General features: G+C 65.7%; 10 protein-coding genes. 6 read left to right on the forward strand and 4 right to left on the reverse strand.

The annotated features are described in order from the left end of the window. Positions 1–369 precede the first annotated feature (369 nt). Complete coding sequence (locus N7573_RS07810) at positions 370–5,346, reverse strand: NAD-glutamate dehydrogenase domain-containing protein (protein ID WP_279943115.1); 4,977 nt, start codon at positions 5,344–5,346, stop codon at positions 370–372. Between the two features lie 250 nt (positions 5,347–5,596). Between N7573_RS07810 and N7573_RS07815 the strand changes: the two genes are divergently transcribed. The 3 genes from N7573_RS07815 to N7573_RS07825 are packed head-to-tail and all read left to right on the forward strand — an operon-like array spanning position 5,597 to position 10,710. Further along, a complete protein-coding gene (locus N7573_RS07815) occupies positions 5,597–6,253 on the forward strand; it encodes a TetR/AcrR family transcriptional regulator (RefSeq protein WP_032127669.1) in 657 nt (218 codons plus the stop codon). Next, a complete protein-coding gene (locus N7573_RS07820) occupies positions 6,253–7,521 on the forward strand; it encodes an efflux RND transporter periplasmic adaptor subunit (protein ID WP_049422071.1) in 1,269 nt (422 codons plus the stop codon). The genes N7573_RS07815 and N7573_RS07820 overlap by 1 nt, the downstream gene beginning before the upstream one ends. 15 nt (positions 7,522–7,536) lie before the next feature. After that, the gene (locus tag N7573_RS07825; RefSeq protein WP_049400218.1) at positions 7,537–10,710 is read left to right on the forward strand and encodes a multidrug efflux RND transporter permease subunit; all 3,174 of its coding nucleotides are present in this window, start codon (positions 7,537–7,539) and stop codon (positions 10,708–10,710) included. A gap of 140 nt (positions 10,711–10,850) precedes the next feature. Here N7573_RS07825 and N7573_RS07830 read toward each other — a convergent pair whose 3' ends face one another. Then, the gene (locus N7573_RS07830) at positions 10,851–11,114 is read right to left on the reverse strand and encodes a hypothetical protein (protein ID WP_080355173.1); all 264 of its coding nucleotides are present in this window, start codon (positions 11,112–11,114) and stop codon (positions 10,851–10,853) included. Positions 11,115–11,269: 155 nt separating this feature from the next. Next, complete coding sequence (locus N7573_RS07835) at positions 11,270–12,418, reverse strand: acyl-CoA dehydrogenase family protein (protein WP_279943116.1); 1,149 nt, start codon at positions 12,416–12,418, stop codon at positions 11,270–11,272. A gap of 153 nt (positions 12,419–12,571) precedes the next feature. On the opposite strand from N7573_RS07835, the gene N7573_RS07840 reads away from it, so the two are divergent. Genes N7573_RS07840 through metH form a run of 3 tightly spaced genes read left to right on the forward strand, consistent with a single transcriptional unit; the run spans position 12,572 to position 17,348 of the window. Beyond that, complete coding sequence (locus tag N7573_RS07840) at positions 12,572–13,501, forward strand: metalloregulator ArsR/SmtB family transcription factor (protein WP_032127664.1); 930 nt, start codon at positions 12,572–12,574, stop codon at positions 13,499–13,501. A gap of 13 nt (positions 13,502–13,514) precedes the next feature. Then, positions 13,515–14,606 carry a homocysteine S-methyltransferase family protein gene (locus N7573_RS07845; protein WP_279913409.1) on the forward strand — a complete coding sequence of 364 codons (1,092 nt, stop codon included), beginning with the start codon at positions 13,515–13,517 and terminating at the stop codon, positions 14,604–14,606. A 57-nt stretch (positions 14,607–14,663) separates the two neighbouring features. After that, positions 14,664–17,348, forward strand: a complete 2,685-nt coding sequence (metH, locus tag N7573_RS07850) for a methionine synthase (RefSeq protein ID WP_279913410.1) — start codon at positions 14,664–14,666, stop codon at positions 17,346–17,348. Between the two features lie 212 nt (positions 17,349–17,560). On the opposite strand, the gene N7573_RS07855 is transcribed toward metH, so the two are convergent. Beyond that, complete coding sequence (locus N7573_RS07855; protein ID WP_279913411.1) at positions 17,561–19,633, reverse strand: acyltransferase family protein; 2,073 nt, start codon at positions 19,631–19,633, stop codon at positions 17,561–17,563. Between the last annotated feature and the right edge of the window lies 1 nt (position 19,634).

The following is a 19,634-nucleotide window of genomic DNA, read 5'->3' on the forward strand; positions in this document are numbered from 1 at the left end:
GGAACTGATGAAGAGCATAACCGAGCGCCGGGGGTTGGACCGCGCGGGGCGGATGACCGGCATATCCGCCGGGACACGCCGTAAACCCGTCCCTGGGGGCTCGATCGCGCCATCCATGGCGCTCACGGTCTCGGCGGATATGCCGGTCATCCACCTGGCAGGTCGACGGCCGGCGTCGGGTCAGTGATCGCAGAAAAACAGGCAGAAACAGAACGGCCCCGCTTTCGCGGGGCCGTTCCTCCAACTGCTGCAGATCAGGAGCCCCCCTGAGTCAGGGGGGGCGCGCCAACGGCGCGGGGGTCTGGGAGCATGGTTGGCATGGGGCCCACGGTTTGCAGAGCAAACCGTGGGGCGTCAGCGCGAATGCGCTTACGCACCATGCGCGGCCAGCTGGCCCAGGCGCTGGACCGCGACCGAGACGGTCGGGTAGTCCAGGGTCTTCTGCTCGGCCAGTTCGGCCAGCATCGCCAGGGTGAAGCGCAGGCTGTTGTCGTCGCGACCCATCCAGGCCGCCACCTTGGCTTCGGCACTGCCACCCTTGGTGCCCAGCACCTGGCCCGCCAGGTTGCGGTGGTTGGCGGCCAGCTCGTCACGCAGCACGCCACGTGCCACGGCGTGCCAACGGCCATTGACCTCCAGCGCGTCGACCTGCTCGAACAGCCACGGCAGCTGCAGGGCATCGCCCAGGCGGAAGTGGACCTTGGACACGTCCACCGGCTTCAGCTTGCGGGTGCGGGCCAGTTCGATGATGTCGAACGCCGGCTCCAGGAAGTGCAGTTCGGCCAGCTGCTGCGCCAGCGCGGACGGCAGGCCCTTTTCCTTCCACTCGGCCACCAGGGCTTCGTAGGTCGGACGCTGCGAATCCGGCAGCACACCCGAAGCAACGCGGATGTCGTTGAACGGACCCTGGTAGCGGTTGACCGCTTCGGTGATGCCCGGCATCGCGCCCGGGCGCGACAGCAGCCAGCGCACGAACGAGCGCTGCAGCTTCCAGATCACTTCCAGTGCATCGATCTGCACCGACTCCGGCACCTTGCCGTCGAGGGCATCGATCTGCGCCCACAGCGCGCGTGCATCCAGCGTTTCACGGCTGATGGTGTAGGCCTTGGCGACCTCGGCGATGGAACGGCCGGTGTCTTCCTGCATGCGCATCAGGAAGGTGGCGCCCATGCGGTTGATGGTCTGGTTGGTCACGGCCGTGGCGATGATTTCGCGCTTCAGGCGGTGACGCTCCATCGCGTCGGCGTACTTCTTCTGCAGCGGGGTCGGGAAGTAGCGCTGCAGCTCCTTGGACAGGTACGGATCTTCCGGGATGTCCGAATCCAGCAGCTGGGCGAACGCCACCAGCTTGGAGTAGGACAGCAGCACCGACAGCTCCGGACGGGTCAGGCCCTGGCCGCGTGCCTTGCGCTGCGACAGCTCGGCGTCGGACGGCAGGAACTCGATCTGGCGATCAAGCAGGCCCTGCTGCTCCAGGGTACGGATGAAGTGCTGCTTGGAACCCAGGCGCTTGACCGCCATCCGCTCCATCAGGCTCAGCGCCTGGTTCTGGCGGTAGTTGTCGTTGAGCACCAGCTCGGCGACTTCATCGGTCATCGAAGCCAGCAGCTTGTTGCGCTGCTCGACGGTCAGCTTCTTGGCCCGCACCACATCGTTGAGCAGGATCTTGATGTTGACTTCGTGGTCGGAGGTGTCGACACCGGCCGAGTTGTCGATGAAGTCGGTGTTGAGCAGCACGCCGGCCTGGGCGGCTTCGATGCGGCCCAGCTGGGTCATGCCCAGGTTGCCGCCCTCGCCCACCACCTTGCAGCGCAGCTCGCCACCGTTCACGCGCAGCGCGTTGTTGGCGCGGTCGCCGACATCGCTGTGCTGCTCGCTGGCGGCCTTGACGTAGGTACCGATGCCGCCGTTCCACAGCAGGTCGACCGGTGCCTTCAGGATCGCGCTCATCAGGTCGTTCGGCGACAGCGCCTTGACGTTCTCGTCCAGGCCCAGCACTTCACGCACCTGCGGGGTGATCTCGATCGACTTCAGGCTGCGCGGGTACACGCCGCCGCCCTTGCTGATCAGCTTGGCATCGTAGTCCGCCCAGCTCGAACGCGGCACGGTGAACAGGCGCTCACGTTCGACGAACGTGGTGGCTGCATCCGGGTTCGGGTCCAGGAAGATGTGGCGGTGATCGAACGCAGCGACCAGGCGGATGTGGCGCGACAGCAGCATGCCGTTCCCGAACACGTCGCCGGACATGTCGCCGACGCCGACCGCGGTGAAGTCCTGGCTCTGGCTGTCACGGCCCAGCGCACGGAAGTGGCGCTTGACCGACTCCCACGCACCGCGTGCGGTGATGCCCATGCCCTTGTGGTCGTAACCCACCGAACCACCGGAGGCGAACGCATCGCCCATCCAGAAGCCGTGCGCGATGGCCAGGCCGTTGGCAATGTCGGAGAAGGTCGCGGTGCCCTTGTCGGCAGCCACCACCAGGTACGGATCGTCCATGTCGTGGCGCACGACATCCACCGGCGGCACGATCTTGTTGTTGACGATGTTGTCGGTGATGTCCAGCAGGCCCTGGATGAACAGCTTGTAGCAGGCCACGCCGTTGGCGAAGATCGCGTCGCGGTCGCCGTTCACCGGCGGGGTCTTGGCGAAGAAGCCGCCCTTCGCGCCGACCGGCACGATGACGGTGTTCTTGACCATCTGCGCCTTGACCAGGCCCAGCACTTCGGTACGGAAGTCTTCGCGACGGTCCGACCAGCGCAGGCCACCACGGGCGACCGCGCCGAAGCGCAGGTGGGTACCTTCCACGCGCGGGCCGTAGACGAAGATTTCGCGGTACGGGCGCGGCTTCGGCAGGTCCGGCACCAGCGCCGAATCGAACTTGAAGCTGATGACATGGCCGTGCTGGCCGTTGGCATCGGTCTGGTAGTAGCTGGTACGCAGGGTCGCGTCGATCACGCCCATGAACGAGCGCAGGATGCGGTCCTCGTCCAGGCTGGACACGCGGTCCATCAGCTTCAGCAGCGCATCGCGCGCGGCCTGCATCTGCGCGTCGCGGTCACCCTTGCGGGCGTCGACCACGGTCTTGAGCACCTTCAGGGTGGCGTCGTCGCCAGCAGCCAGCACATCGAAGTGGGCCTTCAGCTGGGCCTGGCCGGCGGCGATATCGTCCTTGCTCTCATGGCCGGTAGCCGGATCGAAGCGGGCTTCGAACAGCTCGACCAGCAGGCGGGCCAGCAGCGGGTAGCGCGCGAAGGTGCCTTCCACGTAGGCCTGCGAGAACGGCACGCCGGTCTGCAGCAGGTACTTGCAGTAGCCGCGCAGCATGGCGACCTGGCGCCAGTGCAGGCCGGCAGCCAGCACCAGGCGGTTGAAGCCGTCGTTCTCGGCATCGCCGTGCCAGACGCGGGCGAAGGTCTCGCCGAAGGCTTCATCGACGCTGGCGGCATCGATCGCGCCGGCGGTCGACTCGACCTCGAAGTCCTGCACGTACACCGGCGCGTTGTCGACCGACAGGCGGTACGGGCGCTCGGCGATCACGCGCAGGCCCATGTTTTCCATCATCGGCAGCGCGTCCGACAGCGGAATGTCGTCCAGCTGGCGATACAGCTTCAGGCGCAGGCCATCGCCGCTTTCGCGCGGCACGGCCTGCAGGCTCAGGCGCAGGTCGTCCGGGCCGGTCAGGGCATCGAGCTGGCTGACATCGTTGGCGGCAACGGCGGTGCTGTTGTCTTCGATGTAGCCAGCCGGCAGTGCCTTGCCGATGCGGGCAGCGATGCGCAGGCCTTCGGTTTCGCCGTGGCGGGTCACCAGCGCTTCGCGCAGGTCGTCCTGCCAGTTGCGCAGCACCTGGGCCAGCTTCTGCTCCAGTTCGGCGGTATCGACGTCCAGCATTTCGCCCGGCTTCGGGCGCACGATCAGGTGCACCTGGGCCAGCGGCGATTCGCCCAGCACCACCGAGCTGTCCACGTACTCGCCGTGCAGCGCGTCCTTCAGCATCGCTTCGATGCGCAGGCGCACGTCGGTGTTGAAGCGCTCACGCGGCAGGTAGACCAGCGCGGAGATGAAACGACTGTACTTGTCGCGGCGCAGGAACAGGCGGCTGCGCACGCGCTCCTGCAGGCCCAGCACGCCCATGGCAGTGCGGAACAGTTCGTCCTCGCTGGACTGGAACAGTTCTTCGCGCGGCAGGGTTTCCAGGATGTGGCGCAGGGCCTTGCCGCTGTGGCTGGCCGAGGCCAGGCCCGACTGCTTCATCACGTGCTCGTGGCGCTGGCGCACCAGCGGGATTTCCCACGGGCGACGGTTGTAGGCGCTGGAGGTGAACAGGCCGAGGAAGCGCTGCTCGCCGATGATCTTGCCCTTGGCGTCGAATTCCAGCACGCCGATGTAGTCCATGTAGCCGGCGCGGTGCACGCGCGAACGGGCATTGGTCTTGGTCAGGATCAGCGCGTCCTTCAGCCCGGACGTGGTGTTCAGGCCCTGCGCGGCCAGGGTCTTGACCGGACGGGCGGCGGACTTGTCCTTGCCGCGCATCAGGCCCAGGCCGGTGTCGTTCAGCGGCGCCAGCACGTCTTCCTTGCCCTGCTTCTCGACGCGGTACTCGCGGTAGCCGAAGAAGGTGAAGTGGTTGTCGGCGGCCCAGCGCAGGAATTCCTGTGCTTCCTTGCGCGAGGCGGCATCGACCGGCAGCTGGCGGCTGCCCAGGTCGTCGGCCAGCGCCAGTGCCTTGTCCTTCATCGGCTGCCAGTCGCGCACGATCGCACGCACTTCGTCCAGCGCCTTGTTGATGGCCTGCTCGATGGCGGCCATGGCTTCGGCCGGCTGGCGGTCGATTTCCAGCAGCATCACCGACTCGGCATCACCCTCGCCGACCTTGACCAGCTTGCCGGCCTTGTCGCGGGTGAAGCGCAGCACCGGGTGGCCCAACACGTGAACACCCACGCCCTGTTCGGCCAGCGACATGGTGACGGTGTCGACCAGGAACGGCATGTCATCGTTGACGATCTGCAGCACGGTGTGCGGCGATTCCCAACCATTGGCCTTCGCGGTCGGATTGAACACGCGGACGTTGGCCTTGCCGGCCTTGCGGGCACGGGCGAATTCCAGCGTCTCAGCCGCGAGAGCGGCCCACTCTTCAGCGCTGTGGTGCGGGAACTCGTCCGACTCCATGCGCTTGTAGAAGTCAGTGGCGAAGGCCACCGCTTCGGCCTGTGCGGCCGCGGGGTAACGCTTGCGCAATGCCGTGTACACCGGCTCCAGGGAGAAACCAGCGGTCACTGCGACCTCCGACTCTGCTGGTTTGGTCTTGTTTTTCACGGTCTTGGCTGCGGTTTTTTGCGGTTTCATGGCAGAGCGATGCGCTTGCTCAGTTGGGAAAATGAAATTGTAGCCCTACCGCACGAAAAGGCCTTGCTGCAGGACGGAATAACCAGATTCGGGTTTGCTGCGGTTTAGACGCCTATTCAGTTCGCACCGGTATGGTGCTGGCGCGCGCTTCAGCACTGCCGACAGGATCGGCAAAGCGTGTTACCGGAAGACACACGCGGCGACGCCGATTCGATTCCACAATCCTGAACTGGACGGTATAGTCCACCGCGTGAACCCGGCCTACCTCCCCGTTGCCCTCGACGCACGCGATGAGCGCGTGTTCGATGCCGTGCGCGAGCTGTTGGCCCAGCAGGGCATGCAGATGAGCATGGACGCGGTGGCCCAGCATGCCGGCTGTTCCAAGCAGACCCTGTACTCGCGCTACGGCAACAAGCAGGAACTGCTGCGCCGGGTGATGCAGCGCCATGTCGGCCACGCTACCGGAGCCATGGTTCGTGCACTCCGCACTGACGACCTGCGTGCCAGCCTGCTCCAGTTCGCCACCGACTTCCTGGAGCATTTCAACCAACCGCACGTAGGGCAGGCCTGTCGGCTGATCGCCGCCGACGCGGCCCAGTTTCCCGAAGAGGCGCGTACGCTGTACCGGCATGGCGCCGGCGCGCTGACGCTTCATCTTGCTGAATGGATTGAAACCGTTTGCATGCGTGGCCAGCTCCGGCATGACGACCCGCACTTCATGGCCGAACTGCTGCTGAGCATGATCGCCGGTCAGGATTTCGACAAACAGCGTTTCCATACCCCCCATCGTGATGACGCGCAGCTGCGTCGGCGCTGGGCAGAGTTCTCCGTCGACAGCTTCCTGCGCGCCTTCGCGCCTCAGCCGTCGGCGGCCCCGTCTTCAAACCAACCCCGGAGTTCCTCCTGATGACCGCCCCACTCCGCACCCTTGCCCTGACGTGCGCCGTTGCTGTCGCGCTGGCTGCCTGCAAGAAGCCGGAACAGCAGACGCCCCCGCCGCCGGAGGTGGGCGTGATCGACGCCAAGCCGCAGACCCTGCCGCTGCAGCGTGAGCTGGTCGGCCGCCTGTCGCCGTTCCGCAGCGCCGACGTGCGTGCGCGCGTGCCGGGCGTACTGCTCAAGCGCGTCTACCAGGAAGGCTCGCAGGTCAAGCAGGGCCAGCCCCTGTTCCTGATCGACCCGGCGCCGCTGCGTGCTTCGCTCAATGCCTCCGAGGCCCAGCTGGCCTCGGCCCGCGCCACCTACGCCAATGCCAAGGTTGCCGCCGACCGCGCGCGTTCTCTGGCGCCGCAGCAGTTCGTCTCCAAATCCGACCTGGACAACGCCGAATCGGCCGAGCGCACCGCGCTGGCCGCGGTCAAGCAGGCCGAAGCGGCGGTGACCTCTTCGCGCATCAGCCTGGGCTACACCGAAGTGACCGCACCGATCAGCGGCGTGGCCAACAAGCAGCAGGTCACCGAAGGTGCGCTGGTCGGCCAGGGCGATGTGACCCTGCTGACCACCGTCGACCAGCTCGACCCGCTGTACGTGAACTTCTCGCTGAGCGTGGACGAGTTGACCCAGCTGCGCGCGCAGCAGGCCAAGGGTGCGCTGGCGCTGTCCGGTGACGGCAAGGCCACGGTCAACGTCAAGCTGGCCGACGGCAGCACCTACAGCGAGCCGGGCACGCTGGACTTCTCTTCGACCACGGTCGACCCGGCCACCGGCGCGGTGTCGCTGCGTGCGCTGCTGCCGAACCCGCAGCAGATCCTGCTGCCCGGCGCCTTCGTCAGCTTCCAGGCCAACCTCGGCGAGCGCAACAACGCCTACCTGGTGCCGCAGCAGGCGCTGCTGCGCGACACCACCGGCGGCTACGTGATGGTGGTCGGTGCCGACGGCAAGGTGGTGCGCAAGAACGTGAAGACCGATGGCGCGCAGAACGGCAACTGGCTGGTCAGCGACGGCCTGGCCGCCGGTGACAAGGTGATCGTGGCCGGCGTGCAGAAGGTCAAGGAAGGTGCACCGGCGGTGGCCAAGCCGTGGACCCCGGGGCAGGACGCCAACGGCAAGCCTGCCGCAGGCGGCGCCGCTCCGGCGGGCGCAGCACCGGCCGCAGGCAAGGCACCGGCCGACGCGGCCAAGCCCGAGCAGGCCGATGCGGCCAAGCCGGCCGCCACCGATTCGAACAAGCAGTAACGGGAACCTTCCGTCATGCCTAAATTTTTCATCGAACATCCAGTCTTCGCCTGGGTGGTTGCGATCCTGATCTCGCTCAGCGGCGTGATCGCGATCCTCAACCTGGGCGTGGAGTCCTATCCCAACATCGCCCCGCCGCAGGTCACCGTCTCGGCGACCTACCCGGGTGCCAGTGCGGACACCACGGAGAAGTCGGTCACCCAGGTGATCGAGCAGCAGCTGACCGGTATCGATCACCTGCTGTACTTCAGCTCATCGTCCGCCTCCAACGGCCGTGCGCAGATCACCCTGACCTTCGAGACCGGTACCGATCCGGACATCGCCCAGGTGCAGGTGCAGAACAAGGTCTCGCTGGCCACGCCACGCCTGCCTTCGGAAGTGACCCAGCAGGGCGTGGTGGTGGCCAAGGCCAACGCCGGCTTCCTGATGGTGATCGCGCTGCAGTCCGATACGCCGGCCATCAACCGTGATGCCCTGAACGACATCGTCGGCTCGCGCGTGCTCGACCAGGTCTCGCGTATTCCCGGCGTCGGCAGCACCCAGCAGTTCGGTTCCGAGTACGCCATGAACATCTGGCTCAACCCGGAGAAGATGCAGGGTTATGGCCTGTCGGCCAGCCAGGTGCTGGCGGCGGTGCGCGCGCAGAACGTGCAGTTCGCCGCCGGTGCGCTGGGTTCGGACCCGTCGCCGGAAGGCCAGCACTTCACCGCCACGGTCTCGGCTGAAGGCCGCTTCAGTTCGCCGCAGGAGTTCGAGAACATCATCCTGCGGGCAAATCCGGACGGTTCGCGGGTGCTGATGAAGGACATCGCCCGCGTCGCCTTCGGTGCCAACAACTACGGTTTCGACACCCAGTACAACGGCAAGCCGACCGGTGCCTTCGCCATCCAGCTGCTGCCGGGCGCCAACGCCCTGAACGTGGCCGATGCGGTGCGCGCCAAGATGGACGAGCTGCAGCCCAGCTTCCCGTCCGGGGTGACCTGGTTCTCGCCGTACGACAGCACCACCTTCGTCAAGATCTCCATCCAGGAAGTGGTCAAGACACTGTTTGAAGCAGTGTTCCTGGTGTTCCTGGTGATGCTGATCTTCCTGCAGAACTTCCGCGCCACCCTGATCCCGACCCTGGTCATCCCGGTGGCCCTGCTCGGCACCTTCCTGGGCATGTGGATGATCGGCTTCACGATCAACCAGCTGACCCTGTTCGCGATGGTGCTGGCGATCGGCATCGTGGTCGATGACGCGATCGTGGTGATCGAGAACGTCGAACGCATCATGACCGAGGAAGGCCTGGCGCCGAAGCCGGCCACGCAGAAGGCGATGACCCAGATCACCGGCGCGGTGGTGGCGATCACCGTCGTACTGGCCGCGGTGTTCATCCCGTCCGCCCTGCAGGGCGGCGCCGCCGGTGAAATCTACAAGCAGTTCGCGCTGACCATCGCCATCTCGATGGCGTTCTCGGCGTTCCTGGCTCTGGGCTTCACCCCCGCGCTGTGCGCGACCTTCCTCAAGCCGACGCACAACGACAACCCGAACATCATCTACCGCACCTTCAACAAGTACTACGACAAGATCAGCCATACCTATGTGGGGCACATCACTTCGGCGGTGCGCCATGCACCGCGCTGGATGATCCTGTTCGTGGTGCTGACCGCACTGTGCGGCTTCCTGTTCACCCGCATGCCGGGCAGCTTCCTGCCGGAAGAAGACCAGGGCTATGCGCTGGCGATCGTGCAGTTGCCGCCGGGCTCGACCAAGGGCCAGACCAACGAAGTGTTCGCGCAGATGCGTGGCATCCTGGAAAAGCAGGATGGCTATGAAGGCATGCTGCAGGTGGCCGGTTTCAGCTTCGTCGGTTCCGGCGAGAACGTGGGCATGGGCTTCATCCGCCTGAAGCCATGGGAGGAACGCAAGTTCACCGCGCCCGAGTTCATCCAGAACATGAACGGCGCGTTCTACGGCATCAAGGAAGCGCAGATCTTCGTGGTCAACCTGCCCACCGTGCAGGGCCTCGGCCAGTTCGGCGGCTTCGACATGTGGCTGCAGGACCGCAGCGGTGCCGGCTACGAGCAGCTGACCCAGGCGCGTAACATCCTGCTTGGCCAGGCTGCGCAGAAGCCCGATCATCTGGTGGGCGTACGCCCGAACGGCCTGGAAAACGCCCCGCAGCTGCAGCTGCATGTCGACCGCGTGCAGGCCCAGTCGATGGGCATGTCGGTGTCGGACGTGTACAGCACCATCCAGCTGATGCTGGCCCCGGTGTACGTGAACGACTTCTTCTACGAAGGCCGCATCAAACGCGTGACCATGCAGGCCGATGGTCCGTACCGCACCGGCCAGGAGTCGCTGAAGAGCTTCTACAGCCCCTCCAGCCTGACCACGAATGCCGACGGCACCAATGCGATGATCCCGCTCAATACGGTGGTCAAGTCCGAATGGGTGTCGGCACCGCCGTCGCTGAGCCGCTACAACGGCTACTCGGCGATCAACATCGTCGGCTCGCAGGCACCGGGCACCAGCTCGGGTGAGGCGATGCAGACCATGGAAGGCATCGTCAACGACGATCTGCCGGCCGGCTTCGGCTACGACTGGTCGGGCATGTCCTACCAGGAAATCCTGGCCGGCAACGCGGCGACGCTGCTGCTGGTGCTGTCGATCGTGGTGGTGTTCCTGTGCCTGGCCGCGTTGTATGAAAGCTGGTCGATCCCGGTGGCAGTACTGCTGGTGGTGCCGCTGGGCGTGCTTGGCGCCCTCGGCCTGTCGATGCTGCGTGGCCTGCCGAACGATCTGTTCTTCAAGATCGGCCTGATCACCGTGATCGGCCTGGCCGCGAAGAACGCGATCCTGATCGTCGAGTTCGCGGTGGAACAGCGCGCAGCAGGCAAGACCCTGCGCGACGCCACCATCGAGGCGGCACGCCTGCGCTTCCGCCCGATCCTGATGACCTCGTTCGCGTTCATCATGGGCGTGATCCCGATGGCGATCTCCACCGGCGCCGGCGCCAATTCCCGCCACGCCATTGGTACCGGCGTGATCGGCGGCATGCTGTTCGCCACCCTGCTCGGCCTGCTGATGATCCCGGTGTTCTTCGTGGTCGTGCGCCGCATGCTGGGTGACAAGCTGGATGAGTCCTCCAAGGAATTCATGGAGCGCCAGCGCGACGCCGAAGCCGCGCACCGCCCGGATCGTTGATCCGGCGGTGAGTTGAAACGAAAAGGCCCCGGAGCGATCCGGGGCCTTTTTCATTCGTGCCATGAAGCCGGTAGTCGCCAACCTTGGTTGGCGCCGCTGGATCCATGCCAACCAAGGTTGGCGCATGCCAAGCCGGCGTCTCAGCGCAGCAGCGCAACCACCACGCATACCACCACGAGAGCCAATGCCGCCCATTGCATCGGCACAAAGAAGAAATGATGGGGTGCAGCCATACCCTTCTGCCGGGGCGCACGGTTGAGCCACAAACCCAGCAATACGTTCACCGCTGCGCCGATGCCTGCACCCAACAGAACCTGGGGCAGCGGCGTGTTGCCCCTGGAGCCTTCATGCGGAAAGAAGTACGCCAGCAGCAGGATGGCTGCAATCGGCGTCACCAGCGTCATGAATCCCCAACCTCGATAGATCATCTTTGCAGACCGCGTAAAAACCGGCTTGCATTGGACCAGATCGGGTATCGCTCGGCCAAGAAGACCGTGTATCCACGCATGGCGTGGATCTACTGGCCGCGCCGCCGTTGCAGCGGCGCGGCCGGTCGAACTCAGCGCAGCCCGGTCTCGTTGCGGGCGATCACCAGGCGCTGGATTTCCGAGGTGCCCTCGTAGATCTCGGTGATCTTGGCATCACGGAAGTAGCGCTCCAGCGGCATTTCCTTCGAATATCCCATGCCGCCATGAATCTGCACGGCCTGATGGGTGATCCACATCGCCGCTTCCGAGGCCGTCAGCTTGGCCACCGCCGCTTCGGTGCTGAAGCGCTTGCCCTGGCCCTTTACCCACGCCGCGCGCAGGGTCAGCAGCAGCGCCGCGTCCAGCTTGCACTTCATGTCGGCGATCTTGGCCTGGGTCATCTGGAAGGTACCGATGGCCGCGCCGAACGCCTTGCGCTCCTTCACGTACTCCAGGGTCGCTTCATAGGCGGCACGGGCGATGCCGATGGCCTGCGAGGCGATACCGATGCGACCAGCATCGAGCACGCTCATGGCGATCTTGAAGCCCTCGCCTTCCTGGCCCAGCACGTCTTCAGCCTGCGCCACGTAGTCGTTGAACTCGATCTCGCAGGTGGCCGAAGCGCGGATGCCGAGCTTCGGCTCCGTCTTGCCGCGACCGAAGCCCGCCTTGTCGGTATCGATGATGAAGGCGGTGATGCCGCGCGCGCCCTTTTCCGGCTCGCTCATTGCGAACAGCACGATGTACTTGGCCACCGGGCCGGAGGTGATCCAGCTCTTCTTGCCGTTGATGACGAAGGTGCCATCGGCCTGCTTCACTGCACGGCAGCGCATGGCGGTGGCGTCCGAACCGGACTGCGGCTCGGTCAGCGCGAACGCGCCGATGGCCTCGCCTTCGGCGATGGCACGCACGTAGGTCTGCTTCTGTTCCTCGGTACCGTGGGTGAGGATGCCGTTGCAGAACAGCGAGTTGTTGACCGACATGATGGTCGAGTGGGCAGCGTCGGCGGCGGCGACCTCCACCATCGCCAGCACGTACGCAATCGGGTCCATGCCCGCGCCGCCGTACTCGGCCGGCACTTCGATGCCCATCAGGCCGTTTTCGCCCAGCAGGCGGATGTTGTCCAGCGGGAACTCGCCGGTGCGGTCATGGTGCTCCGCGCTGGGGGCGATCTTTTCCTGCGCGATGCGCCGCGCCACGTCCTGCAGCATCAACTGCTCTTCAGTAAAGCTGAAATCCACAACACCCTCCCGGGTACATGAAGTTATGGGCCGCGCACCGCGCGCCCAGGTGCCTCGATTGTACCGGGGCCCGCCAGTTTCCGTACGCCAGCGACTTGACCGCGGCAGGTCTTCTCAGCGAATATATCTCTATATCGCGATAGGTAGATATTTATGGATCTGGAAGACTGGTCGACCCGCCTCAAGGTGTTTGCCGATGCCACCCGTGTGCGCCTGCTGGCGCTGCTGGAGCAGGAGGAACTGACCGTGGCCGAACTGTCGGCGATCACCCGGCTGGCACAGCCACGCGTGTCCACCCACCTGGCGCGCCTGAAGGAAGCCGGCCTGGTCCGCGACCGCCGTGCGGGCGTGTCGGCCTATTACCGCTTCGACGAGGCCCAGCTGGACCCGGCGCAGCGTGCATTGTGGCATGCCTTGAGCAATGGAAGCGACGACCCGTTGCTGCGGCAGGACGCTGAACGTGTCGCCGCCGTGCTGGCCCACCGTGCCTCCGACCAGAACTGGGCCGACAGCGTGGCCGGCGACATGGAGCGCCACTATTCTCCCGGCCGCACCTGGGAAGCCCTCGCGCGTACCGCGTTGCCGCTGCTGGAGACCGGCGACGTGCTGGACATCGCCTCCGGTGACGGCGTGCTGGCCGAACTCGTCGCCCCGCATGCCAAGCGCTACATCTGCATCGATACCAGCGCGCGCGTGGTTGCCGCCGCCAGCGAGCGCCTGCGCCGCCTGCCCAATGTGGAAGTGCGCGAGGGCGACATGCATGCGCTGCCGTTCAAGGACGGCAGCTTCGACCTGGTGGTGCTGATGCATGCGCTGACCTACGCCAGCAAACCGGCGCAGGCGGTGACCGAAGCCGCGCGCGTGCTGCGCTCCGGCGGCCGCCTGCTGCTGTGCAGCCTGGCCCGCCACGAGCACAAGGCGGCGGTGGAGGCCTACGGCCACGTCAACCTCGGCTTCAGCGACAAGGAGCTGCGCAGGTTCGTCGACAAGGCCGGCCTGCAGGTATCCAGCCTGGAGACGGTCACCCGCGAAAAGCGTCCGCCGCACTTCGAAGTGATTTCACTGATCGCCAACAAGCCCTGAGCCCGAGATCGCCATGCCTGCCCTGCCCTGGTTGCATCCTGATCGTGCCAACGCCCTGCTCGACGCCCTGCGCGAGCGGATCCTGATCATCGACGGCGCGATGGGCACCATGATCCAGCGCCATGGCCTGCAGGAAGACGACTACCGCGGCGAGCGCTTCGCCGGTGGCTACGATCATGTGCATGGCCCCGCTTGCGACCACGCCGTGCAGGAAGGGCATGACCTGAAGGGCAACAACGATCTGCTGCTGCTGACCCGGCCGCAGATCGTCGCCGACATCCATACCGCCTACCTGGAAGCGGGCGCGGATCTGGTCGAGACCAACACCTTCAACGCCACGTCGGTCAGCCAGGCCGACTACCACCTCGAACACCTGGTGTACGAGTTGAACAAGGCTGGCGCAGCGGTGGCACGCGCCTGCTGCGATACGGTAGCTGCAACCACACCAGGCAAGCCACGCTTCGTGATCGGGGTGATCGGCCCGACCAGCCGCACCGCCTCGATCAGTCCCGATGTCAACGATCCGGGCTTTCGCAACACCAGCTTCGACGAGCTTCGCGACACGTACCGCGAAGCCATTGACGGCCTGATCGACGGCGGCGCCGACACCATCATGGTCGAGACCATCTTCGACACGCTCAATGCCAAGGCCGCGCTGTATGCACTGGAGGAGGCCTTCGATGCACGCGGCGCAAGGTTGCCCGTGATGATCTCCGGCACCATCACTGATGCCTCGGGACGCACGCTGTCCGGGCAGACCGCCGAGGCCTTCCACGCGTCGCTCGCGCATGCGCGCCCATTGTCGATCGGCCTGAACTGCGCACTGGGTGCCGACGCGATGCGCCCGCACGTGGAAACCCTTGCGCAGATCGCCGACTGCTACGTCAGCGCACACCCCAATGCCGGTCTGCCCAATGCCTTCGGCGAGTACGACGAGACGCCCGAGGACATGGCCAGCACCCTGCGCGGTTTCGCCGAGGATGGCCTGTTGAACCTGGTCGGTGGCTGCTGTGGCTCCACCCCTGACCACATCCGCGCAATCGCCGAGGCCGTGGCCGGGCTGCCGCCGCGCGCCCTGCCCGGTGTCCAGGAGCAGGCCGCATGAATGTCGCCGCCACCGTTCCGCACTTCCCACCCTATTGCTGTTGAGCTGACGCCTGCCATGACGCCTGTCCGCCCTACCCGCCTGTCCGGCCTGGAACCTCTGGTCATCACTCCGGACCTGCTGTTCATCAACGTCGGCGAGCGCACCAACGTCACCGGCAGCGCGCAGTTCCGCAAGCTGGTCAAGGAAGGCCGCTACGAAGAAGCGGTGGACGTGGCCCGCCAGCAGGTGGCCAGCGGCGCGCAGATCCTCGACGTCAACATGGACGAGGGCCTGATTGATTCGGAAGCGGCGATGACCCGCTACCTCAACCTGATCATGTCCGAGCCGGACATCGCCCGTATTCCGGTGATGGTCGACTCCTCCAAGTGGAGCGTGATCGAGGCCGGCCTGAAGTGCCTGCAGGGCAAGAGCGTGGTCAATTCGATCTCGCTGAAGGAAGGCGAGGCGCTGTTCCGCGAGCACGCACGCAAGGTCCTGCGCTATGGCGCGGCCGCGGTGGTGATGGCCTTCGACGAAAGCGGCCAGGCTGACACCTGCGCACGCAAGGTCGAGATCTGCACCCGCGCCTACCGCATCCTGGTCGACGAGATCGGCTTCCCACCGCAGGACATCATCTTCGACCCGAACATCTTCGCCGTCGCCACCGGCATCGAAGAGCACGACAACTATGCGGTGGACTTCATCGAAGCCACCCGCATCATCAAGCAGACGCTGCCGCACTGCCATGTGTCCGGCGGTGTTTCCAACGTCTCGTTCTCGTTCCGCGGCAACGAAACGGTGCGCCAGGCCATCCACTCGGTGTTCCTGTACCACGCCATTGCCGCCGGCATGGGCATGGGCATCGTCAACGCCGGCGCCATGCCGATCTACGACGAACTGGAACCGGAACTGCGCGAGCGCGTGGAGGATGTGATCCTCAACCGCCGCAGCGATGCCACCGAGCGCCTGCTGGAAATCGCCGAGCGCTACAAGGGCAAGAAGGGCGCGGCGAAGACCGAAGACCTCGCCTGGCGCGAGAAGCCGGTGGCGCAGCGCCTGGCGCACGCGCTGGTGCACGGCCTGGATGCCTTCGTGGAAGAAGACACCGAACTGGCCCGGCAGGCGTCCAGCCGCCCGCTGGACGTGATCGAAGGTCCGTTGATGGATGGCATGAACGTGGTCGGCGACCTGTTCGGCGCCGGCAAGATGTTCCTGCCGCAGGTGGTGAAATCCGCGCGCGTGATGAAGAAGGCCGTGGCCTACCTGCTGCCCTACATCGAGGCCGAGAAGGCGCGCAGTGGCGACACCGCCAAGAGCAACGGCAAGATCATCATGGCCACGGTGAAGGGTGATGTGCATGACATCGGCAAGAACATCGTCGGCGTAGTCCTGGCCTGCAACAACTTCGAGGTGGTCGACCTTGGCGTGATGGTGCCGGCGCAGAAGATCCTCGATGCCGCGCGCGAGCACAACGCCGACCTGATCGGCCTGTCCGGTCTGATCACTCCATCACTGGAAGAGATGAGCCACGTGGCCCGGGAGATGCAGCGCCAGGGCTTCGACCTGCCGCTGCTGATCGGTGGAGCGACCACCTCGCGCGCGCACACCGCGCTGAAGATCGACCCACATTACAAGGCGCCCACGGTGTGGGTGAAGGACGCCTCGCGCGCGGTCGGCGTGGCCCAGTCGCTGATCTCGCGTGACCTGCGCGAGGCCTTCGTAGCCGCCAACGAGGCCGACTATGCCGAGATCCGCGCGCGCCATCGCAACCGTGGCGATGCCAAGCGCCTGGTTTCGCTGGAACACGCGCGTGGGCAGAAATTCCAGGGCGGCTGGGACACCTACACGCCGCCGGCACCGAACCAGCCCGGCCTGCACGTATTTGACGACTACCCGCTGGCCGAACTGGTCGACTACATCGACTGGACGCCGTTCTTCCAGGCCTGGGAGCTGGCCGGCAAGTTCCCGGCCATCCTCACCGACGAAATCGTCGGCACCCAGGCCAGCGATCTGTACAGGGACGCCCGCGCGATGCTTGAGCGCATCGTCAATGAGAAATGGCTGACCGCCAAGGCCGTGTTCGGCCTGTGGCCGGCGAACAGCATCGGCGACGACGTGCGCGTGCAGCACCCGCAGGGCGAAACCACCCTGCACTTCCTGCGCCAGCAGGTGGACAAGCCGGCCGAGCGCCCGGATTTCTGCCTGGCCGATTTCATCGCCCCGGCCGACAGCGGCAAGCAGGATTGGATCGGCGCCTTCGCCGTCACTGCCGGCATCGGCATCGACGCGCACGTAGCGCGCTTCGAAGCCGACCACGATGACTACAACGCGATCCTGCTGAAGGCCCTCGCCGATCGCTTCGCCGAAGCGCTGGCCGAGCGCCTGCACCAGCGCGTGCGTACCGAATTCTGGGGCCATGAGCACGCCGAGACGCTGGACAACGAGGCCCTGATCGACGAGCAGTACCGTGGCATCCGCCCGGCGCCAGGGTACCCGGCATGCCCGGAGCACAGCGAGAAACGGCGCCTGTTCGACCTGCTGCAGGCCGAAGCCAACGCCGCCATGGAACTGACCGAGAGCTTCGCGATGCTGCCTACGGCGGCCGTTTCGGGCTACTACTTCAGCCATCCGCAGAGCCAGTACTTCGTGGTCGGCCGCCTCAGCCGCGAGCAGGTCAGCGACTACGCCCGCCGCAAGGGCGTGGACCGCGCCCAGGCCGAGCGCTGGCTGGCCTCCAACCTCGACTACGACCCCGAATGACACAAAAAGGGGACGGAGGGGATTAAGTCGTTTGTGCCCAAAACGACTTAATCCCCTCCGTCCCCTTTTCGCTTCATCATTGCGCTGGACTTTGACGGTTTCTCGTCCGGTGTCGTTTGCCCTGGTCGGCGCACTGCTGTGCTTCTTCGCACCGAGCCTGCCACTGATCCGCGCACGCCGGAGCCGCTTCAAGGCCTGACGCCGGCGCGGTCCTACTGCTGCCGCAGTACCTGCTGCAGCGACGGCAGCAGCACACGGTTGCCATGCGCGCTGAGGTGATCGCCATCGAAGAACAACGGCCGGCCATCGCGCTGCGCCGGGCACAGCACGTCATCACACAGCACCGGCATCGGATCCCACAGCACCCCCCCTGGCAGGCCATCGACCACCTGCTGCAGGCTGCCCAGCATCGGCGCACGCAGCGTTTCCATCGCCTCACGCGTGCTGTCCAGGCCGTTGCGGCAGACCTCGTTGCGTGAATTGAAGCGGTCCGAACAGCGATACGGCGGCGCCGGCAGCACCGGTTTGGGCGCCTCCAGCACAATTCGCACACCGCGCTCGGCCAACGGTTTCCACTGGGTGATCGCCTCGGCCACTTCGGCCTCGCGTCCTGCAGTGGCTTCCGGGGTCACCTCGCCCGCCAGCTGCGCCTGCGCATCGAACAATACGAACTGATCGGACAAGCGCGGTATCCGCAGCGACACCAGCACCACGGCATCACCTGGCTGCGCACGCTGCGTGACATCGGCGAGCATCGCTGCGTCGAAATCACTGCAACCGGCACCCACGCCGCGCCACTTCTGCAGGCTCACCTGCGGGCATCCACCACGACCGTAGAGAATTACCTCCGAGCCACTCTCAAGCGCCAGCCGCTGCAGCAGCTCGATGTAGGCCATTGCATGCGAATCGCCAGCAACGAACACCTGCTTCGGCGCACCGGCAGGCACCGGCCGATCGCAGTCACCACGCGCATAGGTCCGCATGCTGCCACCTTCGAAGCGTCGCTTGGTGGTCACCAGGCTGCAGTCGGGATAGTCGCCTGCCACGCTCTTGCCGTTGGGATACCAGTCGCCGGGATGCCGACTGACCGTGCTCAGTGATATCCGCGGTGCCTGCAGGTACAGCAGCGTCTGGGTGCCGGCCGCGACCAGCAGCACAACCGAACCTGCCAGCGCCCAGCGACCCGGGCGCAGACGCTGCGCCAAGGGGCCCCGGAACGGTTGCTCCACCCAGCGCCACGACAACCACGACAGCAGCAGCACCAGCGCCATCGCAGCGCTCATCTGCAGGGGTGTCTGCAGGCCCACGGTCCAGCGCATCAGCACGAATACCGGCCAGTGCCACAGATACAGCGAGTACGACAGCAGGCCGATGGAGCGCATCGGCCTGCTGGCCAACAGGCGTGCCACCCAGGACCGGGGATGATGATGCAGCGCCCACAGCAAGCCTGCCGCCGCAAAGGTCGGCAGCAGGCCATCAGGCCACGGCGAACGTCCGGCCCGTGCGGTCCACAATGCCCAGCACAGCAAGGCCAGCGCCACCATCGCGAGCAGCGAGAACACGGGCGCAGCGCGCTTCAGTGCAGTCGTCGTCACCGCATCCACTGGCTGGCGAACATGCAGCAGCTGGAACAGCAGTACGCCAACACCCAGTTGCCACAGCCGCGTAGTGGTGGCGTAGAACGCCCACGATGGCGGCGCCTCGCGCAGGCCCAGCACCGCCGCATGCAGCAGCGACGCCGCGCTGACCACGGCAAACAGGCCAAGGCTGATCCAACGCCCGCGCACGCCGCGCGCCCAGGCCAGGAACAGCAGCGGGAACAGCAGGTAGAACTGCTCCTCCACGCCCAGCGACCAGGTATGGGTATAGGGATTGAATTCGGCCTTGGGCGCGAAATAGTCGTTGCCGATCAGCGCCAGCACCCAGTTGCTGAAGCCGAAGAATGCCATCAGCCCGGTCTTGTCACTGGCCTCGCTGAGCCAGGACTCGGGAATGAACAGCACGCTGCCGACGGCGGTCAACAGCAGGCAGCTGATCAGCGCAGGTGCGATGCGGCGGATGCGACGCGAATAGAAGCGCAGCATCGACTGCCACAGCGACAACGGCGGCAGCCGGTGCACCGACGCGCTGACCACGAACCCGGAAATGACGAAGAACACGTCTACGCCGGTGAACCCGCCCGGCAACCAGGCCGGGTCCAGGTGGAACACGATGACGGCCAGCACGGCAATCGCGCGCAGGCCGTCAATGTGCGGCACGTAGCCGCGGCTTGGATCAGCGGTCATC

The sequence above is a fragment of the Stenotrophomonas sp. GD04054 genome (genome assembly GCF_029836955.1).
GTDB lineage: Bacteria > Pseudomonadota > Gammaproteobacteria > Xanthomonadales > Xanthomonadaceae > Stenotrophomonas > Stenotrophomonas maltophilia_A.

Bases quoted from the DNA above. Each gene is read 5' to 3' on its own strand.
- N7573_RS07825 (WP_049400218.1), top strand. From the start codon at position 7,537: ATGCCTAAATTTTTCATCGAACATCCAGTCTTCGCCTGGGTGGTTGCG.
- metH (WP_279913410.1), top strand. From the start codon at position 14,664: ATGACGCCTGTCCGCCCTACCCGCCTGTCCGGCCTGGAACCTCTGGTC.
- N7573_RS07840 (WP_032127664.1), top strand. From the start codon at position 12,572: ATGGATCTGGAAGACTGGTCGACCCGCCTCAAGGTGTTTGCCGATGCC.
- N7573_RS07855 (WP_279913411.1), bottom strand. From the start codon at position 19,633: ATGACCGCTGATCCAAGCCGCGGCTACGTGCCGCACATTGACGGCCTG.
- N7573_RS07820 (WP_049422071.1), top strand. From the start codon at position 6,253: ATGACCGCCCCACTCCGCACCCTTGCCCTGACGTGCGCCGTTGCTGTC.
- N7573_RS07830 (WP_080355173.1), bottom strand. From the start codon at position 11,114: ATGACGCTGGTGACGCCGATTGCAGCCATCCTGCTGCTGGCGTACTTC.
- N7573_RS07845 (WP_279913409.1), top strand. From the start codon at position 13,515: ATGCCTGCCCTGCCCTGGTTGCATCCTGATCGTGCCAACGCCCTGCTC.
- N7573_RS07810 (WP_279943115.1), bottom strand. From the start codon at position 5,346: ATGAAACCGCAAAAAACCGCAGCCAAGACCGTGAAAAACAAGACCAAA.